Origin of the sequence: Streptomyces sp. NPDC005408 (assembly GCF_040606445.1) — a bacterium.
In the GTDB taxonomy this organism is placed as follows: domain Bacteria; phylum Actinomycetota; class Actinomycetes; order Streptomycetales; family Streptomycetaceae; genus Streptomyces.
On sequence record NZ_JBEXEX010000002.1, the window covers coordinates 344176 to 369629 of the forward strand.

Consider the following 25454-nt stretch of genomic DNA (forward strand, 5'->3'; position numbering starts at 1 on the left):
TCAGCTAGCAGGAACCGCCCTCGCCAGTGCCACAGATCACTATACACCCAGTCTATACATCATGTGTATAGTCCGAGAGACACCCGGACCACATCCACCGAGGGGGATATCCGCCATGCCCGAAAACGGGAAGAAGTCCAAGGCCGCCGCCGCCGCGGCCGTCGTCGCCGCGCTGGTCATGACACTCGGCGGCTGTTCCATGGACACCACGTCGCCCGCCACCGCCAGGGACAGGGCGGGCTCGAACGCCAAGTCCCTGGTCGCCTCCGGCACCCCGAGCGTCGACTGCACGAAGGCCAAGTGCATCGCCCTGACCTTCGACGCCGGGCCCGGCAGGGACACCCCGCAACTACTGGACACCCTGAAGGAGAAGAAGGTCCACGCGACCTTCTTCCTGCTCGGCAAGAACCATGTGGTCAAGCACCCCGACCTCGTTCGCCGCATCGCCGACGAAGGCCATGAGGTGGCCAACCACACCTGGTCGCACCGCCGCCTCGACAAGCTCAGCGCCGACGAGATACGCGACGAGCTCTCCCGTACGCAGGACGCCATCGCGAAGATCACCGGCCACCGGCCCACCCTGATGCGTCCGCCGCAGGGCCGGATCAACGACGACGTCACCCAGGTCAGCCGGGAGCTCGGGCTCGCGCAGATCCTGTGGAGCGCCACCGCCAAGGACTTCTCCACCACCGACTCCGAGCTCATCAAGAGCCGGATACTCGAGCAGGCCGGGCGCGACGGAATCATCCTGCTGCACGACATATACGACGGAACCGTGCCGGCCGTCCCGGGGATCATCGACGAACTGAAGAGGCGCGGCTACACCTTTGTCACCGTGCCGGAGCTGCTCGCGCCCGGGAAGGCCAACCCGGGGGAGATCTACCGCCCTTGACGGGCTCGGTCCTTGACCGGGCCCAGCCCTTGACGAAGATCACATACGCAGAGCAGACGTCGCGGGTTAGCCGGGCGCCCGACCGGGGCAGGGGCGAGGTGGAGGTGCCCCGCTGCTGACGGGGCCGCCCCGAACAAGGCAGACTGTCGAGGGCGATTCCGGCAGTACGGGGGCAGGGGGCAGCTATGGACCGTGACAGCGGGCCACGCGTACCGGAGCAGCGCGCTCCGGCCCAACGCGGCGTCGTTGACCTGCGCTTCAGCGTGCTCGGCCCGGTACGCGCCTGGTGCAGCGGGGAGAGCCTGCCGTCAGGCTCGCCCCAGCAGCGCGCCCTGCTGGCCGCGCTGTTGCTGCGCGACGGCCGTACCGCGACCGCCTCCGAGCTGATCGATGCCATCTGGGGCGAGGACCCGCCGTCGCAGGCGCTCGCCGCCGTACGGACGTACGCCTCCCGGCTGCGCAAGGTCCTCTCCGCGGACGCGCTGATCAGCGAGTCCGGCGGCTATGCGATCCGCGCCCGCCGTGACTCCCTCGACCTCGCGGTGGCGCAGGAGTTGGCCACCGAGGCGGACAAGTCCCGCGCCGCCGGGGACCGAAGCCAGGCCCGCGCACTGATCAACAAATCGCTCGGTCTGTGGGACGGCGAGCCGCTGGCCAATGTGCCGGGGCCGTACGCCGAGAACCAGCGGGCCCGCCTGGAGGAGTGGCGGCTCCAGCTCCTGGAGACCCGGCTCGACCTCGACCTGGAGGTGGGCCACCACGCGGAGGCGGTCTCGGAGCTGACCGCGCTCACCGCCGCGCACCCGCTGCGCGAACGGCTGCGCGAACTGCTGATGCTGGCCCTGTACCGCAGCGGACGGCAGGCCGAGGCGCTCGCCGTGTACGCCGACACCCGCCGGCTGCTCGCCGATGAGCTGGGCGTCGACCCGCGCCCCGAACTCTCCCAGCTCCAGCAGCGCATCCTGCAGGCCGACGCGGAACTGGCCCGCCCGAGCGAGGAGCCCGCCCCGGCCCCTCAGGTCACGCGGCCCGCGCAACTGCCCGCCACTGTCCCGGATTTCACCGGACGCGTCTCCTTGGTACGCGAACTGGGCGACCAGCTCGCCACTGCCGAGGGCTCCGTCATGGCCGTCTCGGCGCTCGCGGGCATCGGCGGCGTCGGCAAGACGACGCTGGCGGTCCATGTGGCGCACGAGGCGCGGCCGCACTTCCCGGACGGTCAGCTGTACGTCGACCTCCAGGGTGCGGGCAACCGCGCCGCCGACCCCGAGACGGTGCTCGGCGCGTTCCTGCGGGCGCTCGGCACGGCGGACTCGGCCATCCCGGACACCCTGGACGAGCGGGCCGCGCTCTTCCGCTCCATGCTGGACGGCCTGCGCGTCCTGGTCCTCCTCGACAACGCGCGCGACGCCGCCCAGATCCGCCCGCTGCTGCCCGGCACCGCGGGCTGCGCGGCCCTGATCACCAGCCGCGTCCGGATGGTCGACCTGGCAGGCGCGCATCTCGTCGACCTGGACGTCATGTCGCCGGAGGAGGCCCTGCAGCTCTTCACCCGGATCGTGGGCAAGGAGCGGGTCACCTCCGAGCGGGAGGCGGCGCTCGATGTGGTCGCGGCCTGCGGGTTCCTGCCGCTCGCGATCCGTATCGCCGCCTCCCGGCTTGCGGCCCGCCGCACCTGGACCGTTTCGGTCCTGGCAGCCAAACTCGCCGACGAACGCCGCCGCCTGGACGAACTCCAGGCCGGAGACCTCGCCGTGAAGGCCACCTTCGAACTCGGCTACGGCCAGCTGGAACCCGCCCAGGCCCGCGCCTTCCGCCTCCTCGGCCTCGCCGACGGCCCCGACATCTCACTGGCCGCGGCCGCAGCGGTGCTCGGTCTGGCGGAGCAGGAGACGGAGGACCTGCTCGAAGCACTCGTGGACACCTCGCTCCTGGAGTCGGCGGCGCCCGGGAGGTACCGCTATCACGACCTCGTACGCCTCTACGCGCGTGCATGTGCTGGGGTCGCCCATGCCGAAGGCCAGGGGAAGGACGGCCAGTCGCCCCAAGGGGCCGAAGGCCCTGATGAGCGGGAGCTGGCGCTGTCGCGGCTGCTGGACTTCTATCTGTCGACGTCGGCGAAGGTGTACGCGATTGAGCGCCCGGGCGACCGTCTGGTGGACCACCTGGAGCCCACGGCATACCCGGGCCTGTCCTTCGCCGACGGGCACGAGGCGCAGGACTGGCTGTACGCCGAGGCGAACAGCCTGCTGGCGTGCGCACGGCAGTCCACCGGCGGCGACCGGCTGCGTCGGACGGTCGACCTGCTGTGGGCCGCCAAGGATCTGGCGGAGTCGGGCGCCAACTCCAAGCTGTACGAGGCCGTTGCCCTCTCGGCGCTGGACGCCGCGCGCGCCGCAGGCGACATCCGTACAGAAGGGCGTGTGCGGACGTCGCTGACCAACGTCCACCTGGTGGCGGGCCGTTACGCGGAAGCGGACGAGGAGGCCAAGCAGGCGGCCGTGCTCGCAACCTCCGCCGAGGACGTCGCGCCGATCTTCTGGTCGGACAACGACCGCGGCATCATCGCCTTCAACCAGGGGCGGCACGGCGAGGCCGAAGAGCATCTGCGCCGGGCGATCGAAAGCTCCCGCGCGGACCGGAACCGCCCGGGCGAGGCCAGCGCCGTCTGCAATCTCTCGCGTATCCAGCTCTCCATGGGCCGCACCTCGCAGGCCATCGCGCTCGCCGAGCAGGGCGTCGACATCTATGACCGCATAGGGCACACGCTGCGGCTCGGCAATGCGCGCTACGCCCTCGGGGTAGCGCTCACGCATGCCGGGCGCCACACCGAGGCACTGGAGCAGCTTCTCGACGCGCTGGAGAGCTTCGAGACGAACCGGCAGCGCCTGTGGGAGGGGACCACCCTCTTCCGTATCGCCCAGGCGCACCTCTCGGCCCGCCGCCCGGCGCGCGCCGCACAGCACGCGGAGCAGGCGCTCGCGATCGGCTGCATCGGCGGTGACCGTACCCGTGCCAACGTACTGACCACGCTGGGCAAGGCGCTGGACAGCCTGGGCCAGGCGGACCGCGCGCGTGCCTGCTGGCGCGAGGCACTTACCCTGCACGAGCAGTCGGGCGCCGCCGAGGCCGAAGAGGTACGTGGTCTGCTCGCCCCCCTCAGTGCGGCGTGAGGTCCGCCTGCCAGGACGTTCATCGAATGTTTATGCTCTTCCGACATGCTCCACTGCAGTCGATCCGTCGCGTCGGGGGGCAGGCGGATCCACCTGGGACCTACACCTCAGCGGGGGGTGAGTCGGTCCCCCGGCCTTCTGTCCGGTGACCCTCGGGGGAGTCTCCGGGCAGAAGGCCGCCTCCAGTTCACGTCGGGCAACCCTTTGGGGGACGGAAAAATGAGCAACACCGAGAAGAAGAAGCCGGAAGAGATCACCACGCTGGACAACCACACGCCGGCGCCGCCGATCGACGGACTCCTGGCGGACGGGCCTGCCACCGAGGCGCCCATCACCACCATGGACAACCACACGCCGGCGCCGCCGAAGCTCCTGGCCGACGGTGGGGCCACCACCCAGGACAACCACACGCCCGTCCCGCCGAAGGGCTGACTCGATTCCATAGGACGGGGTGCGGCCGCGGCGGCGCGGAGGGGAAGCCGCCGCGGCCGCTGCATGTCCGCGTCCGGGTGTTCGCCTGTTGTTTCAACTGGCCTGATTTCAATGGGCATTGACGCACAATCAGGCACTTCGGTCAGAGATGGTCTCCCCTCGGTCAATTCCAGAGCAAGCTTGCCTCAAACGGTGCGCGACCGATCGATGGCGGTGTGTACTGTGCGGATCCCCGACCAGCCAGGAGACCGAGCATGACCGCGTCCACCCCCGTGGCCCTCGACCCGTTCGGCGCCGACATCCCCGCGGAGAGCGCCCGGCTGCGTGCCCTCGGCCCAGTGGTGCCCGTCGAACTGCCCGGCGGCATCCCCGCCTGGGCGCCCACCCGATACGACACCCTCAAGACCCTGATCATGGACTCCCGGGTCAGCAAGGATCCGCGCAAGCACTGGTCACTGTTCCCCGAGATCGGCGAACACCCCTCCTGGGGCTGGATCCTGGGCTGGGTGGGCGTGATCAACATGCTCTCCACCTACGGCCCCGACCACACCCGGCTGCGCAAGCTCGTCGCACCCAGCTTCACGGCCCGGCGTACGGAGTCGATGCGCACCCGCGTCGAGGAGATCACCGCCGAGCTCCTGTCGGCCATGGAGGCGTCGGGCGCCTCCGGTGAACCGGTCGATCTGAAGGCCGGGTTCGCCTACCCGCTGCCGATGCGGGTGATCTGCGAACTGTTCGGCGTCCCGGACCACTTGGTCGGGGACACCGGCCGGCTGATTGCCGCCATCATGGACACCAGTGACCCCAGCCCTGAGCATGCGGAGTTCGTCCTGGAGCAGATCGGCAGCGTGCTCGGCCGGCTCATCGCGTACAAGACCGAGCGCCCCGGCGACGACATGACCACCGAGCTCATCAAGGTCCGCGACGAGGAGGGCGACCGGCTCAGCGACGAGGAGCTGCTCCACACGCTGCTGCTGGTCATCGGCGCGGGGTATGAGACGACGGTCAACCTCATCGGCAACGGCGTCGTCGCGCTGCTGTCGCACCCCGACCAGCTCGCCGCCGTACGCTCCGGCGAGACCGGCTGGGACGAGGTGATCGAGGAGGTGCTGCGGGTCCACCCCTCCATCGCCACCCTGCCGCTGCGTTTCGCCGTCACCGACATCACGGTCGACGGCGTGACGATCCCGGCGGGGGATGCGATCGTGACGACGTACGCGGCCGCGGGGCTCGACCCCGCGCACTACGGCGAGGACTCCACGGAGTTCAACGCGGCCCGCGGCACGGACGACCACCTGGCATTCGGCATCGGCGTCCACCGGTGCATCGGCGCTCCGCTGGCCCGGATGGAGGCGATGACGGCGCTCCCGGCGCTGTTCGAGCGCTTCCCGGACCTCGAGCTGGCGGCGAAGCCGGAGGAACTGCGGCAGGTGCCGTCGTTCATCGCGCTGGGCTGGCAGGAAATCCCGGTGCGGCTCGGGGGGTAGCGGCTCCGCCCCGGACCCCGCGCCTCAAACGCCGGCGGGACTGGATGTGCGGCTCGGCCGCACATCCAGCCCCCGCGCAGCGGCCCCGCCGTCAGGCTCCCGCCCGCGCCCGCAGCTCCCGCTTCAGGACCTTCCCGCTGGCGTTCCGCGGCAACTCCGCCACGAACTCCACCTCCCTCGGCACCTTGTAGTTCGCCATCTCCCGCCGCGACCACGCGATCAGATCGTCCGCCGTGAGCGTCGCCCCCCGGTGGCGTACCGCGTACGCCTTGCCCACCTCGCCCAGCCGGGCGTCCGGTATCCCGATCACCGCGATGTCCGCGATGTCCGGGTGCAGGCCCAGCAGTTGCTCGATCTCTGCCGGGTACGCGTTGAAGCCGCCGACGATGAACATGTCCTTGATCCGGTCGGTGATACGGAGATTGCCGCCCTCGTCCAGAACCCCCACGTCCCCCGTGCGCAGCCAGCCGTCCTCCGCGATCGCCGTCGCCGTCTCCTGCGGGTCCTCGAAGTAGCCCTGCATCACGTTGTGCCCGCGCACCAGGACCTCGCCGGGCTCGCCGGTGTCCGCCAGCACGCGGACCTCGGTGCCGGGGATCGCGCGGCCCGAGGTCGTCGCGATCGTCTCCGGGGCGTCGCCGCGGCGGCACATGGTGACGATGCCGCTCGCCTCGGAGAGGCCGTACGCGGTCAGGACGGTGTCGATGTGCAGTTCGTTGCGCAGCCGCTCGACCAGCTGGAGCGGCACGACCGCCGCGCCGGTGACGACCAGCCGGAGCGCGGTCAGATCGTGCTGGTCGCGTGCCTGATGGTCGAGCAGGGACTGGTGCAGCGTCGGCGGGCCCGGCAGTACCGAGATGCGTTCGGAGGCGATGTTCGCCAGCACCGTGTCGACGTTGAAGACGGGCTGCGGCACCATCGTGGCGCCCCGCGTCAGGCAGGCGATGATGCCGGCCTTGTAGCCGAAGGTGTGGAAGAAGGGGTTCACGATCAGATAGCGGTCGCCCTCGCGCAGTCCGGCGAGCTCGCTCCACACGTCGTAGCAGCGCAGCGTCTGCGCGTGGGTGATGACGGCGCCCTTGGGGCGGCCGGTGGTGCCCGAGGTGAAGATGATGTCGGAAGGGGCCGACGACTCGATCGAGTCCGCGCGGGTGCGTACCTCTGCCGCCGTGACACCGTCGCCGCCCGCCAGGAAGTCCTTCCAGGTGCGGTAGTCCTCGGGGGCGCTGTCGGCGAGGACCACCACCTGCTCCAGATGCGGCAGGTCCACCTCCGCGCGCCGTAGGGACGCGACGTACGAGGTGCCGAGGAAGGTGCCCGTGACGAAGAGCAGTCTGGCGCGGCTGCGCTGGAGTACGTACGCGGCTTCCGTGCCCTTGAAGCGGGTGTTCAGCGGCACCAGCACCGCCCCGGCCGTCACCGCGCCGAGCGCCGAGACGATCCAGTCGAGGGTGTTGGGCGCCCAGATGGCGACCCGGTCGCCAGGTTCGACGCCGGAGGCCATGCACGCGGCAGCGGCCCGTTCGACGCGTTCGCCCAGTTCGGCGTACGAGACGCGGGTGGTGCGGCCCTCGACGACGGCCTCCCGCTGCCCGTACCGTTCGGCAGAACTCCGCACCAGCTTCGGGATGGTGCCCCACTCCAGGTCCCCGCGCATCTCAAGCCCTCCCACCGCAGTCCCGCCAGTAGCCGACCAGTAGCTGACTACCCGTCAGATTAGCTGTACTCTCCCCCTCATGGCGAGCCTCAAGGACGCAGCCGCGATAGCCGGGATCGGACAGACGGCCTTCGCGAAACAACTCCCCGAATCCGAGAAGACCCTGGCCTGCCGGGCCATCCTCGCCGCGCTCGACGACGCGGGGATCGACCCGTCCGAGGTCGACGGCTTCGCCTCGTACACGATGGAGGAGACGGACGAGGTCGAGATCGCGAAGTCCATCGGCGCCGGTGACGTGACCTTCTTCTCCAAGGCGGGCTACGGCGGCGGCGGTTCGTGCGCGACCGTCGCCCATCTCGCCGGGGCCGTCGCTACGGGACAGGCGAGCGTGGGAGTCGCCTGGCGCTCCCGGAAGAGGGGCTCGGGACCCCGCCCCTGGAAGAACACCGCCGTTCAGCTCCCCACCCCCGCCCAGTGGACCCGGCCCTTCGGACTGCTGCGGCCCGCCGACGAGATCGGCATGCTCGCGCGGCGCTACATGCACGAGTACGGCGCCACCCGCGACCACCTCTTCAATGTCGCCCTCGCCTGCCGCAACCGCGCCAACCAGAACCCCGCCGCCGTGATGTACGAACGGCCGCTGACCCGCGACATGTATATGACCTCGCGCTGGATCAGCGAGCCGCTCTGCCTCTTCGACAACTGCCTTGAGACGGACGGCGCCCTGGCCTGCGTCATCGTCAGTGCCGAGCGCGCCCGTGACTGCCGGCAGAGACCCGTGTACGTCCACTCCGTCGCCCAGGGCCTGCCCGCCCAGCACCACGGCATGGTCAACTACTGGAACGACGACCCGCTCACCGGGCCCGCCTGGACGGCCGCCCGGCAGCTGTGGAAGCAGGCCGACTTCGGCCCGCACGACGTCGATGTGGCGCAGATCTACGACGCGTTCACCCCGCTCATCCCGCTCTCGCTGGAGGGCTACGGCTTCTGCGGCCGGGGCGAGGGCGCGGCCTTCACCGAGGGCGGCGCCCTCGAGATCGGCGGCCGGCTGCCGCTCAACACCGGCGGCGGCGGGCTCTCCGAGGCGTACGTCCACGGCTTCAACCTCATCAACGAGGGCGTGAAGCAGCTGCGCGGCACCTCCACCGCGCAGGTCCCGGACGCCGCGACCTGCCTGGTCACGGCGGGCGAGGGAGTGCCCACCTCCGCGATTCTCCTGAGGAGTTGAGATGCTGACACCTCTCGTCGACCCGGACGGCGCACCGTTCTGGGAGTACGCGGCGCAGGGCGAACTCCGCGTCCAGGCATGTGCCGGTCCGGACTGCGGGGAACTGCGCTTCCCGCCGCGGCCCTGCTGCCCGCACTGCCGGTCCTTCGACAGCGAGTGGCGCAGGATGAGCGGGCGCGGCCGTATCTGGTCCTACGTCGTGCCCCATCCGCCGCTGCTGCCCGCGTACGCGGCCCAGGCCCCGTACAACGCGGTTGTCGTCGAGCTCCTGGACGCGCCCCGGATCCGTCTCGTGGGCAACGTGGTCGCGGCGCCGGACGCCCCGCTGAACTCCGTCGACCCGGCGCGGCTGCGGATCGGCGCCGGGGTGAAGGTGGCGTTCACGCTGCTCGACGACATCACCGTCCCGCGCTGGCTGCTGGAGCGGACATGAGCATCCGCGTCGAGGCGATGAAGGAGACGGGCGTCGCGCTCGTCACTCTGGACCGGCCCGCGAGACACAACGCGATCGACTTGGAGACGGCGAGCGAACTGGCCCAGGTCTGGCGTGAGTTCCGCTTCGACGACACGGTACGGGCGGGGGTGCTGACGGGCGCAGGCGGCAAGGCCTTCTGCACCGGCATCGACCGCTCGGTGGACGTCCCGCAGCCCTCGTCCCCGTACTCGATCGACGATCCGCTGATCGCGATCGGCCCGAAGGCGAACGACCTGTGGAAACCGGTGATCTCGGCGGTGGAGGGGATGGCGTGCGGCGGGGCCTTCTATCTGCTCGGCGAGAGCGAGTTCGTGGTGGCCTCGCGGGAGGCGACGTTCTTCGATCCGCATACGACGTACGGCATGGTCAGCGCGTACGAGACGGTCTACCTGGCGCAGCGGATGCCGTACGGCGAGGTGGCGCGGATGGCGCTTATGGGGACGGCGGAGCGGACGTCGGCGCGGCGGGCGTACGAGACGGGGCTGGTGTCGGAACTCACCGAGCCGGGCGAGGCGGTCGACGCCGCGCTCGCCTGCGCCCGGACCATCGCGTCGTACCCGACGGAGGCGGTGCAGGGGACGGTGCGGGCGGTGTGGTCGGCGCGGGAGGGTGCGCGGGGGCAGGCACTGGCGCTGGCGCCGCACCTGATTGCGCTGGGGAACCTGCCGCCGGAGCAGCAGGCGGAGCTTTTTGAAGGTGGGCGGGGACGGGGCGGGTTCAGGCTGCGGTAGCCCCCACCCCGCCCTCCCCCGGACTCCGTCCGGGAGACCCCCCAACCTCCCGCGCCTCAAACGCCGGCGGGGCTGGATGTGCGGGCGGGGTGGGGAACAAGCCCGCCGCAGGCTCGGGGGGCCGGGGGCGGAGCCCCCGGGGTGGGCCCGAGCCCGTCAGCTCGCGGTGCGGGTCGCGCTGATGACCTCGCACTTCTTGTACTCCGAGCCGTCCCCCGACCCGGTGTACGCCGTGCTCGCGTTCCCCGCCGCCGACGCCCCCGGCGCGACCTTCAGGTCCTCGACCTTGGCGATCGCGAGGTTGACCTTCGTGTCGCCGAGGTCGCCCTTGAACTGGAGGCTCACGTCGTAGTCGTAGGTGAGCGAGTCATTGTTGGTGACCGTGATCTTCGCGGTGAGGTTCTTGCCGGACGCGTCGAGCCCGCACTTGTCGATCTTGACATCGCGCTCGGCCCGGTAACCGCTGGAACTGCTGGACCCGCCGGACAGGGATCCGGTCGAACCGCCGGACGTGGTCGTGTCGTTGTCGTGCCTGCTGCCGCTGGAGTGGCTGCTACCGCCTCCGCAGCTGCCGCCGTGGGAGCCGCGGGCTCCGGTCAGGGCGACGATTGCGATACCGAAGACGGCAATGGCGCGGACATGACGAATCTTCACGTTTCAACCCCCGTTGAAAGGTAAGTAGATGGGCTCGATTTGACGAGCGCACGTCACCCTAGCAGCGCTTGATCGACTCACTGAACGGTCAACGGCTCGTTCTCGTCCGGCTCCGGGCGCGTACGCCCGCTCATCACAGCCGCCGCCACAAGCAGCAGCACCCCGCCCCCCAGAGCGCATGCGACCCCGTCGCCGAGACCGCCTCGTGCGCCCCCGGCGGTGAGGGTGCCCGCCGCCTGGCCCTGGCGGACCATCCACAGGACCGTGAAACCGAGCACGATCACCCCGGAGAACGCGACCAGCAGCCGCGAGCGCAGGACAAGGCCGATCAGGGTCACCAGAGCCGCAAAGGCGAGAGGCAGCAGGATCGAGCCCGCGAGTTCGGCCTCGACGTCCGTGATGCCGTTGAACAGGTCCTGGACGCGGTAGTCGCGCCCGTGACGGCCGTCGTACCAGTCACGGAAGGGGCTCCATACGGCGGCCGTCGCTCCGATGAGAGCGAGGATCGAGCCGATGATGTTGCGGGTCATCGCCGGCCCTCCCTGCGCCGCTCCCGGTCACGACGCTACGCCCGGACCGTGCGCGTCGCCATCGGGGACGGAGCAGGTCAGCCCGGGGCCCCGCGGCCCGTCGCCGTGCCCTTGACCGCGTCCAGCGCGTACACACAGCGGTCCTTGCTGCACGCGTACACGACACCGTCCTGTGCCACCGGGGAGCCGGTGATCTCGCCGCCCGTCGCGAGCTTCCAGCGGAGCTGGCCGCCGCTCGCGTCCAGGGTGTAGAGCACATGGTCCGCAGAACCGAAGTGGACCCTGCCGTCCGCGACGACCGGTGCGCCGATGACCTCGCCGCCCGCGGCGAAGCGCCACATCGGGGTGCCCGTGACGGCGTCCAGGGTGTAGAGCGCGCTGCCGCTGCCGACATGGATGTTGCCGCCCGCGACCAGGACCGGCTCGATGGACTGGCGCGATTCGGTGGCGATGCGCCAGCGGTCCTTGCCGGTCGTGGCGTCCAGGGCGTACACCGTGCCGAGGTAGTCGGCGAGATAGACGCCGCCGCCCGTCACGGCCGGGCCCGGGGCGAAGACCGGGGGCGAGAGGAAGACGGCGGGGGACTCGAAGCGCCAGCGGACCAGACCGTTGGCGATGTCGATGGCGAGCACACGGGTGCCTGCCGCGACGTAGACATAGCCGTCGGACGCGGGATGCACGCGGACGGGCACATTGCCGCAGGACGCCGCGTCGCCGACGGGGTACGACCAGCGCTCGACACCCGTACGGGCCTCCAGCGCGCGCAGCCTCGCGTCCCTCCACACGTACACCGTGTCGTCGAAGATCGCGGGCCCGGCCTCCGGGGTCTCGAAGTCCGTCTGGGCCCCGGTGGTCTCCCACAGCTTCTCGCCGTTGGACGCCTCCCATGCCTGTACGCCGCCGCCGCGCGTGCCGGTGAGGACGGTGCCGCGGTCGGCCTTGAGGGAGTACACCCAGGCGTCGGTCTGGAGCCGCCAGCGCTCCTGGCCGCTCGCCGCGTCGAGGGCGTACAGCGAAGGGCCGTCGGAGGCGTGGATACGGCCCGCGGCGACTGCCATCGCCCAGGCCACGTCCTTGGTCTTGAACTGGCGGCGGCCGCTGCCCACGTCCAGCGCGTGCACCTCGAAGGAGGTGACGTACAGCAGACCCGCGGACACCACGGGAGTGCCCCAGACGTCGTTCGACATCCGGAAGCGCCACGGGCGCCAGTGTCCGGCGGCACCGTCCGGGGGCGAGGAGGGCGGCGGCACCGGCGCCTGGACAGGGGCCGGGCCCGGCGAGACGACGGCAGCGGGCTCGGCGCCGTTCAGTCCGCCGGGCGGGCGGATCCAGCCGGTCGCGGGACCGGCCTCGGCGACCGCGCCACGGCCCGCGTCGGCGACCCGGGGGCCGGGGCCGATCGGGACCTTGGAGCCGGGCAGCCGTACGGGTCCGGCGGCCGCGGGCACGGGGGCGGGGGCGGGAGCCGAAACGGGAGAGGGCGCGGCCTGTCCCGTACGCGGGTCGCTGCCGCCGCGCCAGGCGGAGTCCCAGTCGGCGCCCTGACGGGGCGGCGCCTGGGGGGCCGGAGGGGTGGGCTCGACGGGGCGCTGGGCGGGGGCCGGGGGCGCGGGCCGCCCGCCGCGGCGCTGCTCGATCATCGCGGTGGCCCGCGAGGGCAGCCAGGCCGACGCGGTCCCGCTGTCGTCGCTGCCGGAGGAGAACAGATGGGGCGCGAGCTGGGCCTGCAGATCCTCGGGCGTGGGCCGCAGCCCGGCCTCCATCCCCATACAGGACTCGATCAGCGGCCGGAGTTCGTCCGGAAGGCCCTGCAGGTCAGGGCCCTCGCGCAGCAGCATGAAGACGGTCTCGACCGGGTTCGCGCCGTGGAAGGGGGCGTGGCCGGTCGCGGCGAAGACGAGAGTGGAGCCGAGCGAGAACACATCGCTCGCGCCGGTCACGCTGCGCGAGTCGCGCGCCTGCTCCGGCGACATGTACGCAGGGGTGCCCACGGCGACATTGGTCATGGTCAGCCGGGTGTTGGAGACGCCGGATGCGATACCGAAGTCGATGACGCGCGGCCCGTCCTCCACGACCAGGACGTTCGAGGGCTTGAGGTCGCGGTGGACAAGGCCGGCGCCATGGATGGACTGAAGCGCTTCGGCGACCCCGGCCGCGAGCCAGCGGACCGCCTGGGCCGGCATCGGCCCGCACTCATTCACTATTTCTTCGAGGGAGGGGGCAGGCACATACGCGGTGGCCAGCCAGGGCACGGCCGCCCGCGGGTCGGCGTCCACGACGGCTGCCGTATAGAAACCGCTGACGGCCCGCGCCGCCTCCACCTCACGGGTGAAGCGGACGCGGAACAGCTGGTCCTCGGCGAGCTCGGTACGCACCGTCTTGATCGCCACCCGGCGACCGGACGCCGACCGGGCGAGATACACCAGTCCCATGCCGCCGGCACCGAGCCGGCCCAGCACCTCGAACGGACCGATCCGTCTCGGGTCATGCTGCGTCAGCTGCTCCATCACTTGCCTGCCACCTCCCCGTACGGGCCCCAGAAGAAATGGAGCCCGTCACATACAGCCCCGTGCAGCGTCTCACCACCGAGCCCTCAGCGGTGCGCACCCTGATTCTTCCTGTCGGAGGCGGCGGTTGCGAACCCGGGGGCGGATCGGGGTGTCTCACCCGGATTCGGGCACGGAACGGGGGGTGGAGTGGCTCATTCAGGGGCTGGAGTGGCTCAGCGCGCCTCCAGGCGTCCGGTGGCGCGCAGGGAGCCTCCGCAGGAGATCGAGTCGCTTGCGTCGCCGGTGTGCCAGGCCCCGTACAGGGTGGTGACCCGGACCGGCCACTTCGGGCTGCTCACGTCGTCGCAGTCGACGACGAGACGCCAGGTGTAGGAGGAGCCGCTGTAGCAATTGGCGGAGGCGGAGTTGCCGCTGCCGGCGAGGTTGCAGGGGAGACGGGCGGCGGATGCGGGGGTCGCGGTGAGCAGTCCGGCGGCGACGGCGGCGCAGGCGGCGAGCCCAAGCGCGGTACGGGTATGGAACACGGGGGTCCTTTCACGGTGTGGGGACCACCACTATGGATCAGCACACGCGCTTAGGTCTAGACCATTGTCCGCCTCAACTCCCTTAATTTCAGGCCGCTTTCAAGTTTCCTTCAGGCGGCCTTCGGCTCCGCCAGCACGGCGAACGTCGCGCCCTGGTTGTCGGCGAGCACGGCGATGCGCCCGTACGGAATGTCGAAGGGCGGGGCCTGGACCCGGCCGCCGAGATGCGTGACGGTCGCGACGGCGTCGTCGCAGTCATCGACGCAGAAGTAGATGAGGAAGTGGCCCGGCATCTCGGCGGGGAAGGCGTCCGTGATCACACTGCGGCCGCCGATCGCGGTGTCCTCGCCGGGCTCGGACCCGGCGGGCGACCACATCCGGAAGTCGACGGAGGCATCGGGCAGGTCGGTCCCCTGGAAGCCGAACACCGACTCGTAGAAGGGGTCGACCCGCTCCGGGTCCCGGGTGTACACCTCGGCCCAGCAGAAGGAGCCGGACTCGCCCTGCTTCTCGAAGCCGTCCCTGTCGCCCGCCTGCCAGAGCCCGAAGACCGCCCCGCCGGGGTCCGCGGCGACGCTGACCGTCGCGGATGTGCCGACCGGCTGGCGGTCGCTGATCACCTGGCCGCCCGCGTCCCTGATCTTCCGGCCGAGCGCCGCGGCGTCGCCGGTGGCGAAGTAGACGCCCCAGACGGTGGGCATCCGGCCGTCGGTCTTGGGCACGAGGGCGGCAACCAGCTTCCCGTCACTGAGGGCGTCGACCTGCGGGCTGCCGTCGGCCTGACGGAACGTCCAGCCGAACAGCTCGCCGTAGAAGCGCTTGCCCGCCTCGACATCGGGGAGCGCTGCGTCCACCCAGCACGGCGTGCCCTCTGGGAATGCGGCCATGGACCTGGTTCCTTCCCTGCGCGGGATGCGGGGGGTGTGGTGCCCGTCACACTCAAGCTAACGGCGCAGGCCGCGGGCCGCAGGGAATCAGGTCGAGCATTTGCCTTATTGTCCGGACAATGCGCCATGTCGGCGGCCGAGAATCGTTGAGTTGTCCACGGAAGTTATCCACAGGCTGTTGATAAGACTATTGGTGCACCCCATTTGCAGTCGGCCGAATCGCGCGCCGATCACCCCTCGGTAAGCTGACGGCATGACAGGACAAGTACGCACCGTCGACGGCCGAGTGGCCGGACGACGCGGACAGGCGACGCGGCAGAAGCTGCTCGACTGCCTCAGCGAGATGCTCAGCTCCTCGCCGTACCGGGACGTCAAAGTCATCGACGTGGCCCGGAAGGCGGGCACGTCCCCCGCGACCTTCTACCAGTACTTCCCGGACGTCGAGGGCGCGGTCCTCGAGATCGCCGAGGAAATGGCCAAGGAGGGCGCCGGGTTGACCGAACTGGTCTCCGGCCGCTCCTGGGTAGGCAAGGCGGGCTGGCAGACGTCGGAGGAACTGGTCGAGGGCTTCCTCGACTTCTGGCGCCGCCACGACGCGATTCTCCGGGTGGTGGATCTGGGAGCCGCGGAGGGCGACAAACGGTTCTACAAGATCCGCATGAAGATCCTGAACTCCGTCACCAACTCCCTTACGGACGCGGTGAAGGACCTCCAGTCCAAGGGCAAGGTCGACAAGGACATCAGCCCGGCGGCGATGGCCGGATCGCTGGTGGCGATGCTCGCGGCGGTGGCGTCGCACCAGAAGGGCTTCACGACCTGGGGCGTGAAACAGGCAGAACTGAAGCCGAATCTGGCGCTGTTGGTCCACTTGGGCATTACGGGCAAGAAGCCGACGAAGTAGCCCGCGCGGTGTGCTGAGTCCTGTCACGCCGACGGCGGCCCCCTGAGGGGGGCGCCGTCGGCTTTTTGCTCCCGCGCGCCTCGCGCCTCGCGCCTACCGCCTCGTCAGGCGGAACAGGCGGATCTCCCTCGTCACCCTCGACTGGTACGTCGCGTACGGCGGCCAGAACGTCAGCGCCTCCCCCCACACCGCCTCCCGCTCCTCGCCCTCCAGCAGACGCGCGGCGACGGGGATGTCCTGGCCCTTCCAGTTCACCTCCGCCTCCGGGTGTTTGAGCAGGTTCGCCGTCCACGACGGGTGGCCCTCGCGGCCGAAGTTGGAGCCGATCAGGATCCAGCCGTCCCCCGACGGCATGCACGCCAGCGGGGTGACCCTCGGCAGGCCGCTCTTCGCGCCGCGGGCCGTGAGGATGACACCTGGGAGCATCTGGGCGCTCAGCAGCACCTTGCCGCGCGTCAGACGGTGGACCGTGCGGTCCATCGCCGGGATGAAGTGCGGCGCGATCTTCGCGAAGGCGCGCGTGGACGAGACCTTCTGGATGAGCCGGACGCCGGGGGCCATCAGACCGTCACCGCCGGCCGCACGGCGAACAGCCCTGCCCGTTCGGCCGCATGCGCGCGCAGCCGGTGGACCGGGCCGAAGAGCAGCTCGTCCGCGGCCGCCCGTTTGAAGTAGAGGTGCGCCTCGTGCTCCCAGGTGAAGCCGATGCCGCCGTGCAGCTGGACCGCCTCCCCCGTCACCACCCGCAGCGCCTCCAGGCACTGGGCCAGCGCAAGGCCGCCCTCGGACGGGTCCCAGGCCGCGTAGTACGCCGCCGAGCGCGCCGCCTGGACACGTACATACAGGTCGGCCAGCCGGTGCTTGACCGCCTGGAAGGAGCCGATCGCCCGGCCGAACTGCTCGCGGGCGCGGACGTACTCCACCGTCCGGTCCAGCGCGCTCGCCGCCGAGCCGACCGCCTCCGCCGCCAGCAGGGCCGCCGCCCCCGCCCCCACGGCCGCCAGCGCCCCCGGCACGTCCGCCGCATCGTTCTCGCCCAGCAACTGGGCCGCGCAGTCCCGCAGTTCGATACGGGCCTGCGACCGCGTCTCGTCCAGCGACGTCTGCCGGGTGCGCGAAAGTCCCGCCGCGTCGGCCCGGACCAGGAACAGGAGCGTACGGCTGCGGGCGAAGCCGCCCGTATGGGCCGCGACGAGAAGCAGCCCGGCGCTGTGCCCGTCGAGGACCTGTCCGGCCTCTCCGTACAGCAGCCACTTCCCGGCGTCCCCGGGCCGTGCCTGTACGCCGCCGGCCCGGCCGCCGCCCGCCCACTCCCCCGACGCGTTGTCGCCGCTCAGTCCCAGCGCGAGCGCCAGGCTGCCGCCCGGCACGGCGAATGCGCAGGTCAGCGAGCCGTCCGCGATATGCGGCAGCAGTTCGCCCTGCTGCTCGGGCGTCCCCAGCGCGGCGATCAGCGGCGCCACGAGCCCCGCCGTGGCCAGCAGGGGTGAGGGCAGTAGCGCCCGCCCGGTCTCCTCACAGGCGAGCGCGAGTTCGGTGAGGCCGCAGCCCACGCCTCCGTACGACTCGGGCAGTGCGAGGCCCGGCAGGCCGAGCTGCTCGGACAGCTGCGCCCACAGCTGCGGGTCGTACCCGGCGGTGGTGCGGACGGCGGCCTTGACCTCGTCCGGGCCGGACCGTTTGGCCAGCAGCTCGCGCAGGGTGCGACGGATCTCGTCCTGCTCCGCGGTGAAGGCGGTGTCCATGGGATCCCCTCCGTATCTGACGGCCCGTCATGTTAGAGCGGGAGGATCCAGATGCACAGAGGCATGCACACAGGTGTACGCGGACGTGCGTTCAGCAAACCTCGCCCGGCGCCGCCGCGGTCGCCCGCAGCAGATCACGCACCAGGTGGTAGTCGACCTTCTCCGTGCGCCGGAACCGCAGACAGCCCTTGCCCATGTCCTGGCCGGCCAGCCGCTCCTCGAACCCTTCCCGGACGTCCGGGCGCATCAGATAGAAGGAGATGTACTGCTTCTGGTTGGCGAAGGAGATCTCCGGCTCGCCACCCTTGGGGCGATAGCAGGGCATGCCCCACGCCATCACCTCCTCGTACTCCGGAAGCTCCGTGCGGCACAGCTCGCGGATCCTCACCAGGGCCGTCAGCCGGTCCGGGTCGACCACCTCGGCGAGATAGGCGTCGACGTCTTCGGCAGTGCTTCTGGGCATACGCTCCACGCCGTCCGAGTTATCTGATGTACCGTCAGATTCATGCCTTCCACCCCGCGAGCTCCGCGCAAGGTCGCCATCGTCGGCATATCCCTCTCGGACTGCGGGCGTATCGATGGTCTCACGCCCTATGCCCTGCACGCCCAGGCCGCGCGCCGGGCACTGGCCGACTCCGGCCTCGATCGCTCCGTCATCGACGGCTTCGGCTCGGCCGGTCTCGGCACGCTCGCACCGGTCGAGGTCGCCGAATATCTGGGCCTCAAGCCGCGCTGGGTGGACTCGACCGCCGTCGGCGGCGCCACCTGGGAGGTCATGGCGGCGCACGCGGCCGACGCGATCGCGGCGGGTCACGCCAATGCCGTGCTCCTCGTCTACGGATCGACCGCCCGCGCCGACATCAAGGCGCGGCGGCGCACCTCCAACCTCTCCTTCGGAGGCCGCGGACCGCTCCAGTTCGAGGTCCCGTACGGGCACACGCTGATCGCCAAGTACGCCATGGCAGCGCGCCGCCATATGCACCAGTACGGCACGACACTGGAGCAGCTCGCCTCGGTGGCGGTCCAGGCGCGGGCGAATGCCGCGGCCAATCCGGACGCCATGTTCCGCGACCCGATCACCGTCGACGAGGTACTGGACGGGCCGATGATCGCGGACCCGTTCACCAAGCTGCACTGCTGTATCCGCAGCGACGGTGGCTGCGCGGTGCTGCTGGCGGCCGAGGAGTACGTGCCGGACACCGCGAAGGACCCGGTGTGGATTCTCGGCACGGGTGAGTACGTCTCGCACACCACGATGTCGGAGTGGGAGGACTTCACCGTCTCCCCGGCGGCGGTGAGCGGACGGCTCGCCTTCGAGCGCGCAGGCGTCACGCCCGCCGATATCGATATCGCCGAGATCTATGACGCCTTCACCTATATGACGCTCGTGACGCTGGAGGATCTCGGTTTCTGCGCCAAGGGCGAGGGCGGCCCGTTCGTCGAGAAGGGCCGGATCGGGCCGGCCGGTGAGCTGCCGGTGAACACCGACGGCGGTGGTCTTTCCGCCTGCCATCCGGGGATGCGCGGGCTGTTTCTGCTGGTCGAGGCTGTACGCCAGGTGCGCGGCGAGGCGGGAGGCCACCAGGTGCACCGGCGGGACGGAGGGCCGCCGCGGCTGGCGGTGGCGTCCGGTACGGGCGGCTGGTTCTGCTCGTCAGGAACGGTGGTACTCGGCCGGGAGTCAACTACCCGTCGCTGAGGCGACAGGGCTTGCGTTACGGGCATCACTGGCGGTGATGCGTCGTCCGCGTCCAGCCACCCGACGTTTCGGGATGACAGGGGCCGTTGACTGTGCCCCGCGTCGCCACAACTCCCACGCGCGGGAGCGGATGTTGCGGGAGCCGTTCCGGTCAGCGTGATCAACGAATCCGCATGACCGGCACGCGAACCGGGCTTGTGAAACCCGTTCGCTTTGTCGATGTGGCCGCACTCGGCGCAGGTGCGGGAGGTGTACGCCGGATCGACGTACACCACCGGCACTCCCGCCCGGCGGGCCTTGTACGCGATGAACTCTCCCAGCTGGGCGAATGCCCAGGAGTGAAGCGCGGCCCGTTGGGGCTTGCGAAGCCGTACCCTCACACGGATGCCCGTCAACTCCTCCAGGGCGATCCCGCGCGAGGTGCGTTCAGCCTCGGCCACGATCTTCTTCGCGATCTTGTGATTGATGTCCTTCGCCCGCCGCGCCTCCTTACGACGCCGCCGCTGGGCGCGGCGCTTGGCGGACTTGGTGTTCCTCTTCTGCAGCTTGGTCCGCAGCCTCCGGTCCCGTACCCGGGAGCGGTTCACCTGTCGCCCGGCCATGATCTGACCATCGGAGGTAGTGGCGATGTTGACGATGCCCAGATCCACCCCTAGGAAGTCCACCGGGTCGGCGTTCAGTTCCGCTTCGGGCCCCCGCCCGCAGGTTCGCCCGCAGCGTGGCGTACGCGTCGCAGGTCTTCTTGATCGCGTGCTGGGCAGCCTGCGCCCCAAAACTCCAGCGGCTCTTGACCTCGGCGTAGGTGTGCTTGCGCAGGCGGAAGTTGTTGAACTCCTGCTTTTCGAACGCGACCTCGCTCGCCCACGAGGCGGCCTCGTTGCACGCATGCAGGGTCGCCTCAAGTGCCGCCGCCTGCACAGGCGTCGGCAGGAGTTTGACCTGCACCACCAGCTTCACAAGCAGCGAACCTAATCACCCGCACGGACATCCGCCGGACGATCACCCATTCCCATCAGAACCAGCGACCAGTCGTTCACACGTTCTCATCGTCCCGCTGCTCCCTGCCCAGTGGAAGCAGCCGCTCGACCAGGGCCGTGATCAGCTCGGCCGCCTGCTCCTCGGGGAAGACGTCGGGCAGCGTGAGGCGCTCCACCACCAGCCAGTTGGTCGCCAGATAGATCATCCGGACCGCGTCGGCATCGCCGGGCAGACCGGACTCCAGATGGCCCGTCACATTGGCCTCGACGTCCTCGCTGACGCGCTCGGTGAGGACCGCGCGCAGGGCAGGGCGGCGGGTGGCCTCCAGGCGCAGTTCCAGGAGGGCGAGGTATCCCGTACTGAACGCCGAGACACGTTCCACCACGTCACGCACCAGCTCGGCGGTCCGCGCGCGGGTGGCCGGGCCTGTGAGCATGGCCTGCAGCGTGGCGTCGTCGGGCCGTAGCCGCTCGTAGATCCGACCGCCCGCCTGGGTGAGCAGGTCGTCGCGGCTGGCGAAGTAGTTGGACGCGGTGCCGTTGGGAACCTCCGCCTCGGCGTCGACGGCCCGGAAGGTCAGTCCGCGCGCGCCCTCGCGGGCGAGGACTTCGATGGCCGCGTCCACCAACGCCGCACGCCGGGCCAGGTTCTGCCTCATCCGCGATCCTCTCGCCCCCGCTGCCGACACCCCCGATACCACTGCGAGTGTAGTACTTTGCCCGTATGGGCAACGACCAGCAGGAGACCTTCCACACGCTGCTGCACGCGCAGCGGGTCTGGGACGTGGACCTTCCCGCCTTCGACCCGGACGCGGCGCCCGGCGCACCCCTGCCGCTCTTCCACCAGTGGTTCGGGGAGGCCGTCGCGGCCGGTCAGGCCGAGCCGCACACCATGACCCTGGCCACGGTGGACGAGCAGGGCCGCCCTGACGTACGGACGTTGATGCTGCACGACGCGGACGAGCGGGGCTGGCACTTCGCCTCGCACGCCACCAGCGCGAAGGGCAGGCAGCTGGCCGCGCACCCCGAGGCCGCGGTGGGCTTCTACTGGGCGGCGCAGGGCCGCCAGATCCGGGTCCGCGGACGCGTGACGGCGGGCAGCTCGACCGAGAGCCAGGCCGATCTGCACGCCCGCTCGACGGGCGCGCTGGCCGCAGCGCTCACCGGCCGCCAGAGCGAAGTCCTCAGCTCCCGGGCCGAGTTGGCCGAAGTCTCGCAGGCCGCATGGGAACGGGCCCAGGCCGAACCGGACGCGCCGGTACCGACCTGGACGCTCTATGTGCTCCAGCCGTACGAGGTGGAGTTCTTCCAGGGAGACGAGCGGCGGCAGCACATCCGGCTGCGCTACCGGCGCGAAGAGGGAGCCTGGGTACGGGAGTTGCTCTGGCCCTGAAGGGATGGCCGGAACACGGGGATCGCCAGGCCCTCTCCCTCGGTACGGAACGTGGCCTCCAGCTCCATGCCGATCCGCAGGTCCGCCTCCGCGCACTGGACGATCTCGGTCATCATCCGCGGCCCCTCGGCGAGATCGACGACCGCGGCTGTGTACGGGACGCGTTCACCGAAGGGCGGCAGGTCACTGCGGTGCACGACCGACCAGGTGTAGAGCGTGGCGCGGCCGCTCGCCCGCTCCCACTCGACGTCCTCGCTCCAGCAGTACGGGCAGAACTCCCGCGGATAGTGATGAGCCTTCGCGCAGGCCCGGCAGCGGCGGATCAGCAGCCGCCCGTCGGCGGCGGCGTCCCAGAAGGGCCGGGTGAAGTCGTCCGTCTCGGGCAGGTCGAAGCGGGGTGCCGCGGCCATCAGAAGAGTCCGATCGCGCTGTCGAGGGACCAGGTCTGCCAGGACATGGCGAAGAGGGCGACGACGGATATGAGCGCCATCATGGCGTTCTGGCCCTGTTCCGCCCAGTCGTGGATCATCAGGACCAGATAGAGCAGATTGAGGAGCAGTCCGCCGACGAGCGCGACCGGAGTCAGGAAGCCGACGATCAGCCCGAGGCCGAGGGCGAGTTCGGCGTAGACGACGATGTACGCCATCGCTCTGGGGCGGGGCTGGACCACCTTCTCGAAGCCGTTCTTCACCACGGGCCACTTGTGCTTGCCCGCGACGTCGGCGGCCCAGGCTATGCCGGTGCCGCGCTCGAACCAGCCCTTCTTGTCCTTGTGACGCCAGCTCTCCAGCCACCACAGGCCGAGACCGATACGGAGTACGGCGAGCCATTCGGCGCCGGTGAGCCAGACGGTCTCCATCCCGAACTCCCTCTCTCGCATTTCTGACGGTACGTCAGTTCAGCGGATGTGAGGGCGTGTGCGCAAGGGGTGTGCGGGGGACGGTCGGTCGTGATCGATTCGCAACCGATTCCCGTCTTGACTGAGACCCATCAAGTAATCGCGCGATTACGCTCACGGTTCATGGCCGACGAAAAGGACATCGCGCTCACGAACGACCGGCCCGTGTACGTCATCGGCGGCGGCCCGGGCGGTCTCGCAGCGGCCGCGGCGCTGCGGGAGCGGGGCGTACGAGCCGTCGTGCTGGAGAAGTCCGAGTCCGTGGCCGCGTCCTGGCGCCGCCACTACGACCGGCTGCACCTGCACACCACCCGGCGGCTCTCCGGGCTGCCCGGGCTCGCGATGCCGCGGTCGTTCGGGCGATGGGTCTCCCGCGACAACGTGATCCGCTATCTGGAGAAGTACGCGGAGTTCCACGAGCTGGAGATCGTGACAGGCGTCGAGGTCTCCCGTATCGAGCAGTCCGGCTCCGACTGGCTGCTGCACGCGACCGGCGGACGGCAGCTGACCGGGCGGGCCGTCGTGGTGGCCACCGGCTTCAACCACACGCCGCGGCTGCCGGACTGGCCGGGGCGCGAGGCGTACACCGGGGAACTGCTGCACGCGGGCGAATACCGCAACGCCGCGCCCTACGCGGGCAAGGATGTGCTCGTCGTCGGCGTCGGCAACACCGGCGCGGAGATCGCCGTCGACCTGGTGGAGGGCGGCGCCGCCCGCGTCCGCCTTGCCGTGCGGACGATCCCGCACATCGTCCGCCGCTCCACCGCGGGCTGGCCCGCGCAGCGCACCGGCATCCTGGTCCGCCGGCTACCGGTCCGCGTCGTGGACCGGGCGGGCGAGATCATGTGCAAGATCGCCGTGCCCGACCTCGCGGAACAGGGCCTGCCGCGCCCGGACACGGGCCTGTACTCCCGCGTCAAGGAGGGCGCGATCCCGGTCCAGGACGTGGGCCTGATCGACGCAGTACGCACCGGAAAGGTCGAACCGGTCTCGGCCCTCGACTCCTTCGACGACGACAAGGCGGTCCTCGCGGACGGCACCCGGATCTCACCGGACGTCGTGATCGCGGCGACGGGCTACCAGCGGGCGCTGGAGGGCCTGGTCGGTCACCTCGGCGTGCTCGACGAGCGGGGCCGGCCGGTGGTGCACGGGGGGCGGTCGCCGGGGGCGGTGCCGGGGCTCTACTTCACGGGGTTCACGAATCCGATCAGCGGGATGTTCCGGGAGCTGGGGCTCGACGCGCGGAGGATTGCGCGGGCGGTCGGGCGGGGCTGACGCCTGCGGCGGGCCTCTTCCCCACCCCGCCCCTTCCCGAACTGGGGGCAAGCCCCCAGACCCCCGTACGAACTTGAGGCGCGGGAGGTTGGGGCCCCCGGACGGAGTCTGGGCGAGGGCGGGTAGGGGAACAGCGCCGCAGGCGCACCCGCACCCCCCGCCGGACAACTTACGGCTCCCTCGGGAGCCAGCCGTGTTGGACCGCGCGGACGCCCGCCTCGAAGCGGCTCCGCGCGCTCAGCCGTTCCATCAGCTCCGTCGCAATCCGGCGCGCCGTCCGATGCGACACCCCCAGCCGCTTCGCGATCGCCTCGTCCGTGTGGCCGAGCGCCAGCAGCCGCAGCGCCGTCGACTCCTGGCCCGTAAGGCCGTTCACGTCGCGGCGGCGCACGCTGCCGAGCGGCTGCGCCGTCTCCCACGTGCTGTCGAACAGCGCGCAGAGCGCATTCAGCGTCCCCTGCCCGGTCAGGATCACCGCGCCCGCGCTGGTGTCCTCGCTGTCCACCGGCAGGATCGCCAGCGATCGGTCCGCGATCAGCATGCGCGTCGGCAGCACCGGAACCGTCCGTACGTGACCGCCCAGCTCCGTCAGCCAGTCCGCGTGCGCCACCGTCGCCTGGCTGTTGCGCACGCTGTCGAGATAGATCGTGCGCATCCGCACCCCGCGCTGCAGCAACTGCTGATTCAGCGGCCTGGCGGCCTTCATGCTCTCGTCGGTCTGCGCCCCGTCCGGCGAGAAGGACATGACCTCATGGCGTATGTCGCGCTGCAGCGCGGCCAGCCGCTCGCGTATCTGGTCGAGGCCGACGAGCTGCTCGACACCCGAGTTCGGCACTCCCGGCTGAAGGCCCGCGTACTCGGAGATGAGCCGTGCCGCGGCCGCCCGGGAGGCCTCGATGCGCTGCTGGTGCGCGGCGAGTTCCGCGGACTGGCGGGCGAGCAGGGCCTCCATACCGAGGTCGGGCGAGACGGCCCGTAGTCGGCCGGGGCACTCGTACGACGTGCTCACCAGGTCGAGATCCGCGAGCGTCTGCTGCGCGGAACACACCTGTTTCTCCGGCAGGCCCAACCGGGCCCCGAGCTCCGCCGCATCGTCCTGCGGACGCCGGAGCATCCCCCGGTAGACGGCCTCCGTCGTGTCGTCCAGCCCGAGTGACTCGAGCATGCGTCCCCCCTTCTGCCGCATGTTCCAGCTGCTGGTCCAGCTGTCGGCCCAGCACAGAATGAGCCAACCCTGCGAGCGCTGGCCAGCTCGGTCTCAAATACCGAGACTTTATGAAGCCACAGGCCTGTGAACAAGGGGTTTCGTCATGTGGGGCGATCTCACAAGGCGTCGTGGATCTTGTTGGACCTTCTCCCTGACGACTCTGGACACCTTGGTCCAGG

Annotated in this window: 23 protein-coding genes and 2 pseudogenes; 11 read left to right on the forward strand and 14 right to left on the reverse strand. The window is 70.5% G+C overall.

Annotated elements, in window-relative coordinates:
* Window positions 1-115 precede the first annotated feature (115 nt).
* From ABZS64_RS03620 to ABZS64_RS03635, 4 genes are all read left to right on the forward strand, one after another.
* Window positions 116-892: a polysaccharide deacetylase family protein gene (locus ABZS64_RS03620; RefSeq protein ID WP_355822656.1), complete on the forward strand. Its 777-nt coding sequence runs from the start codon at window positions 116-118 to the stop codon at window positions 890-892.
* A 185-nt stretch (window positions 893-1077) separates the two neighbouring features.
* The gene (locus ABZS64_RS03625) at window positions 1078-4065 is read left to right on the forward strand and encodes a BTAD domain-containing putative transcriptional regulator (protein ID WP_355822658.1); all 2988 of its coding nucleotides are present in this window, start codon (window positions 1078-1080) and stop codon (window positions 4063-4065) included.
* Between the two features lie 219 nt (window positions 4066-4284).
* Window positions 4285-4497, forward strand: a complete 213-nt coding sequence (locus tag ABZS64_RS03630) for a hypothetical protein (protein ID WP_355822660.1) — start codon at window positions 4285-4287, stop codon at window positions 4495-4497.
* Between the two features lie 254 nt (window positions 4498-4751).
* On the forward strand, window positions 4752-5984 hold the full coding sequence (locus tag ABZS64_RS03635) for a cytochrome P450 (RefSeq protein ID WP_355822662.1): 1233 nt from the start codon (window positions 4752-4754) through the stop codon (window positions 5982-5984).
* Window positions 5985-6075: 91 nt separating this feature from the next.
* Here the strand turns inward: ABZS64_RS03635 and ABZS64_RS03640 are convergent, their stop codons facing one another.
* Window positions 6076-7641, reverse strand: a complete 1566-nt coding sequence (locus ABZS64_RS03640; protein WP_355822664.1) for a FadD3 family acyl-CoA ligase — start codon at window positions 7639-7641, stop codon at window positions 6076-6078.
* 79 nt (window positions 7642-7720) lie between these two features.
* Here ABZS64_RS03640 and ABZS64_RS03645 point away from each other — a divergent pair, with 79 nt between their 5' ends.
* The 3 genes from ABZS64_RS03645 to ABZS64_RS03655 are packed head-to-tail and all read left to right on the forward strand — an operon-like array spanning window position 7721 to window position 10075.
* Complete coding sequence (locus ABZS64_RS03645; RefSeq protein WP_355822666.1) at window positions 7721-8869, forward strand: lipid-transfer protein; 1149 nt, start codon at window positions 7721-7723, stop codon at window positions 8867-8869.
* A gap of 1 nt (window position 8870) precedes the next feature.
* Window positions 8871-9302 carry an OB-fold domain-containing protein gene (locus ABZS64_RS03650; RefSeq protein WP_355822668.1) on the forward strand — a complete coding sequence of 144 codons (432 nt, stop codon included), beginning with the start codon at window positions 8871-8873 and terminating at the stop codon, window positions 9300-9302.
* Window positions 9299-10075 (forward strand): enoyl-CoA hydratase/isomerase family protein, encoded by a 777-nt coding sequence (locus ABZS64_RS03655; RefSeq protein ID WP_355822670.1) that lies wholly within the window; start codon window positions 9299-9301, stop codon window positions 10073-10075. The genes ABZS64_RS03650 and ABZS64_RS03655 overlap by 4 nt, the downstream gene beginning before the upstream one ends.
* A gap of 156 nt (window positions 10076-10231) precedes the next feature.
* Here the strand turns inward: ABZS64_RS03655 and ABZS64_RS03660 are convergent, their stop codons facing one another.
* From ABZS64_RS03660 to ABZS64_RS03680, 5 genes and pseudogenes are all read right to left on the reverse strand, one after another.
* Complete coding sequence (locus ABZS64_RS03660; RefSeq protein ID WP_355822672.1) at window positions 10232-10729, reverse strand: hypothetical protein; 498 nt, start codon at window positions 10727-10729, stop codon at window positions 10232-10234.
* Between the two features lie 122 nt (window positions 10730-10851).
* Window positions 10852-11259, reverse strand: a pseudogene (locus ABZS64_RS03665) (hypothetical protein); the annotation flags it as partial.
* 77 nt (window positions 11260-11336) lie between these two features.
* Window positions 11337-13766: a PQQ-binding-like beta-propeller repeat protein gene (locus tag ABZS64_RS03670; protein ID WP_355822674.1), complete on the reverse strand. Its 2430-nt coding sequence runs from the start codon at window positions 13764-13766 to the stop codon at window positions 11337-11339.
* Between the two features lie 215 nt (window positions 13767-13981).
* Window positions 13982-14293: a hypothetical protein gene (locus ABZS64_RS03675; protein ID WP_355822676.1), complete on the reverse strand. Its 312-nt coding sequence runs from the start codon at window positions 14291-14293 to the stop codon at window positions 13982-13984.
* A gap of 110 nt (window positions 14294-14403) precedes the next feature.
* The gene (locus tag ABZS64_RS03680; protein ID WP_355822678.1) at window positions 14404-15180 is read right to left on the reverse strand and encodes a VOC family protein; all 777 of its coding nucleotides are present in this window, start codon (window positions 15178-15180) and stop codon (window positions 14404-14406) included.
* Between the two features lie 253 nt (window positions 15181-15433).
* Here ABZS64_RS03680 and ABZS64_RS03685 point away from each other — a divergent pair, with 253 nt between their 5' ends.
* Complete coding sequence (locus tag ABZS64_RS03685) at window positions 15434-16081, forward strand: TetR family transcriptional regulator (RefSeq protein WP_355822680.1); 648 nt, start codon at window positions 15434-15436, stop codon at window positions 16079-16081.
* A gap of 93 nt (window positions 16082-16174) precedes the next feature.
* Here the strand turns inward: ABZS64_RS03685 and ABZS64_RS03690 are convergent, their stop codons facing one another.
* From ABZS64_RS03690 to ABZS64_RS03700, 3 genes are all read right to left on the reverse strand, one after another.
* A complete protein-coding gene (locus tag ABZS64_RS03690) occupies window positions 16175-16642 on the reverse strand; it encodes a nitroreductase family deazaflavin-dependent oxidoreductase (RefSeq protein ID WP_355822682.1) in 468 nt (155 codons plus the stop codon).
* Entirely contained in the window at window positions 16642-17826 is a 1185-nt protein-coding gene (locus tag ABZS64_RS03695) for an acyl-CoA dehydrogenase family protein (RefSeq protein WP_355822684.1), read from the reverse strand. Before ABZS64_RS03695 ends, ABZS64_RS03690 begins: the two co-directional genes overlap by 1 nt.
* A 91-nt stretch (window positions 17827-17917) precedes the next feature.
* Window positions 17918-18289, reverse strand: a complete 372-nt coding sequence (locus ABZS64_RS03700; protein ID WP_355822686.1) for a DUF1801 domain-containing protein — start codon at window positions 18287-18289, stop codon at window positions 17918-17920.
* Between the two features lie 42 nt (window positions 18290-18331).
* Here ABZS64_RS03700 and ABZS64_RS03705 point away from each other — a divergent pair, with 42 nt between their 5' ends.
* Entirely contained in the window at window positions 18332-19525 is a 1194-nt protein-coding gene (locus tag ABZS64_RS03705) for an acetyl-CoA acetyltransferase (protein ID WP_355822688.1), read from the forward strand.
* Here ABZS64_RS03705 and ABZS64_RS03710 read toward each other — a convergent pair.
* Together ABZS64_RS03710 and ABZS64_RS03715 are read right to left on the reverse strand one after the other, a co-directional pair.
* Window positions 19508-20482, reverse strand: a pseudogene (locus tag ABZS64_RS03710) (transposase). The gene ABZS64_RS03705 and the pseudogene ABZS64_RS03710 sit on opposite strands and share 18 nt — an antisense overlap.
* A 76-nt stretch (window positions 20483-20558) precedes the next feature.
* Window positions 20559-21161 carry a TetR family transcriptional regulator gene (locus ABZS64_RS03715; RefSeq protein WP_355822690.1) on the reverse strand — a complete coding sequence of 201 codons (603 nt, stop codon included), beginning with the start codon at window positions 21159-21161 and terminating at the stop codon, window positions 20559-20561.
* 65 nt (window positions 21162-21226) lie between these two features.
* Here ABZS64_RS03715 and ABZS64_RS03720 point away from each other — a divergent pair, with 65 nt between their 5' ends.
* Window positions 21227-21895 (forward strand): pyridoxal 5'-phosphate synthase, encoded by a 669-nt coding sequence (locus ABZS64_RS03720; RefSeq protein WP_355822692.1) that lies wholly within the window; start codon window positions 21227-21229, stop codon window positions 21893-21895.
* Here ABZS64_RS03720 and ABZS64_RS03725 read toward each other — a convergent pair.
* Window positions 21847-22305: a Zn-ribbon domain-containing OB-fold protein gene (locus tag ABZS64_RS03725; protein ID WP_355822694.1), complete on the reverse strand. Its 459-nt coding sequence runs from the start codon at window positions 22303-22305 to the stop codon at window positions 21847-21849. The two genes, ABZS64_RS03720 and ABZS64_RS03725, sit on opposite strands and share 49 nt — an antisense overlap.
* The gene (locus tag ABZS64_RS03730) at window positions 22305-22754 is read right to left on the reverse strand and encodes a DoxX family membrane protein (RefSeq protein WP_355822696.1); all 450 of its coding nucleotides are present in this window, start codon (window positions 22752-22754) and stop codon (window positions 22305-22307) included. Before ABZS64_RS03730 ends, ABZS64_RS03725 begins: the two co-directional genes overlap by 1 nt.
* Before the next feature lie 162 nt (window positions 22755-22916).
* Here ABZS64_RS03730 and ABZS64_RS03735 point away from each other — a divergent pair, with 162 nt between their 5' ends.
* Window positions 22917-24068, forward strand: a complete 1152-nt coding sequence (locus ABZS64_RS03735) for an NAD(P)/FAD-dependent oxidoreductase (protein WP_355822698.1) — start codon at window positions 22917-22919, stop codon at window positions 24066-24068.
* A gap of 169 nt (window positions 24069-24237) precedes the next feature.
* On the opposite strand, the gene ABZS64_RS03740 is transcribed toward ABZS64_RS03735, so the two are convergent.
* Window positions 24238-25233 carry a LuxR C-terminal-related transcriptional regulator gene (locus ABZS64_RS03740; RefSeq protein WP_355822700.1) on the reverse strand — a complete coding sequence of 332 codons (996 nt, stop codon included), beginning with the start codon at window positions 25231-25233 and terminating at the stop codon, window positions 24238-24240.
* Window positions 25234-25454: the final 221 nt, after the last annotated feature.

Excerpts from the sequence above, each read along its gene's own strand:
- ABZS64_RS03620 (WP_355822656.1), top strand. The coding sequence starts at position 116 with ATGCCCGAAAACGGGAAGAAGTCCAAGGCCGCCGCCGCCGCGGCCGTC.
- ABZS64_RS03625 (WP_355822658.1), top strand. The coding sequence starts at position 1,078 with ATGGACCGTGACAGCGGGCCACGCGTACCGGAGCAGCGCGCTCCGGCC.
- ABZS64_RS03630 (WP_355822660.1), top strand. The coding sequence starts at position 4,285 with ATGAGCAACACCGAGAAGAAGAAGCCGGAAGAGATCACCACGCTGGAC.
- ABZS64_RS03635 (WP_355822662.1), top strand. The coding sequence starts at position 4,752 with ATGACCGCGTCCACCCCCGTGGCCCTCGACCCGTTCGGCGCCGACATC.
- ABZS64_RS03640 (WP_355822664.1), bottom strand. The coding sequence starts at position 7,641 with ATGCGCGGGGACCTGGAGTGGGGCACCATCCCGAAGCTGGTGCGGAGT.
- ABZS64_RS03645 (WP_355822666.1), top strand. The coding sequence starts at position 7,721 with ATGGCGAGCCTCAAGGACGCAGCCGCGATAGCCGGGATCGGACAGACG.
- ABZS64_RS03650 (WP_355822668.1), top strand. The coding sequence starts at position 8,871 with ATGCTGACACCTCTCGTCGACCCGGACGGCGCACCGTTCTGGGAGTAC.
- ABZS64_RS03655 (WP_355822670.1), top strand. The coding sequence starts at position 9,299 with ATGAGCATCCGCGTCGAGGCGATGAAGGAGACGGGCGTCGCGCTCGTC.
- ABZS64_RS03670 (WP_355822674.1), bottom strand. The coding sequence starts at position 13,766 with ATGGAGCAGCTGACGCAGCATGACCCGAGACGGATCGGTCCGTTCGAG.
- ABZS64_RS03680 (WP_355822678.1), bottom strand. The coding sequence starts at position 15,180 with ATGGCCGCATTCCCAGAGGGCACGCCGTGCTGGGTGGACGCAGCGCTC.
- ABZS64_RS03685 (WP_355822680.1), top strand. The coding sequence starts at position 15,434 with ATGACAGGACAAGTACGCACCGTCGACGGCCGAGTGGCCGGACGACGC.
- ABZS64_RS03690 (WP_355822682.1), bottom strand. The coding sequence starts at position 16,642 with ATGGCCCCCGGCGTCCGGCTCATCCAGAAGGTCTCGTCCACGCGCGCC.
- ABZS64_RS03695 (WP_355822684.1), bottom strand. The coding sequence starts at position 17,826 with ATGGACACCGCCTTCACCGCGGAGCAGGACGAGATCCGTCGCACCCTG.
- ABZS64_RS03700 (WP_355822686.1), bottom strand. The coding sequence starts at position 18,289 with ATGCCCAGAAGCACTGCCGAAGACGTCGACGCCTATCTCGCCGAGGTG.
- ABZS64_RS03705 (WP_355822688.1), top strand. The coding sequence starts at position 18,332 with ATGCCTTCCACCCCGCGAGCTCCGCGCAAGGTCGCCATCGTCGGCATA.
- ABZS64_RS03715 (WP_355822690.1), bottom strand. The coding sequence starts at position 21,161 with ATGAGGCAGAACCTGGCCCGGCGTGCGGCGTTGGTGGACGCGGCCATC.
- ABZS64_RS03720 (WP_355822692.1), top strand. The coding sequence starts at position 21,227 with ATGGGCAACGACCAGCAGGAGACCTTCCACACGCTGCTGCACGCGCAG.
- ABZS64_RS03725 (WP_355822694.1), bottom strand. The coding sequence starts at position 22,305 with ATGGCCGCGGCACCCCGCTTCGACCTGCCCGAGACGGACGACTTCACC.
- ABZS64_RS03730 (WP_355822696.1), bottom strand. The coding sequence starts at position 22,754 with ATGGAGACCGTCTGGCTCACCGGCGCCGAATGGCTCGCCGTACTCCGT.
- ABZS64_RS03735 (WP_355822698.1), top strand. The coding sequence starts at position 22,917 with ATGGCCGACGAAAAGGACATCGCGCTCACGAACGACCGGCCCGTGTAC.
- ABZS64_RS03740 (WP_355822700.1), bottom strand. The coding sequence starts at position 25,233 with ATGCTCGAGTCACTCGGGCTGGACGACACGACGGAGGCCGTCTACCGG.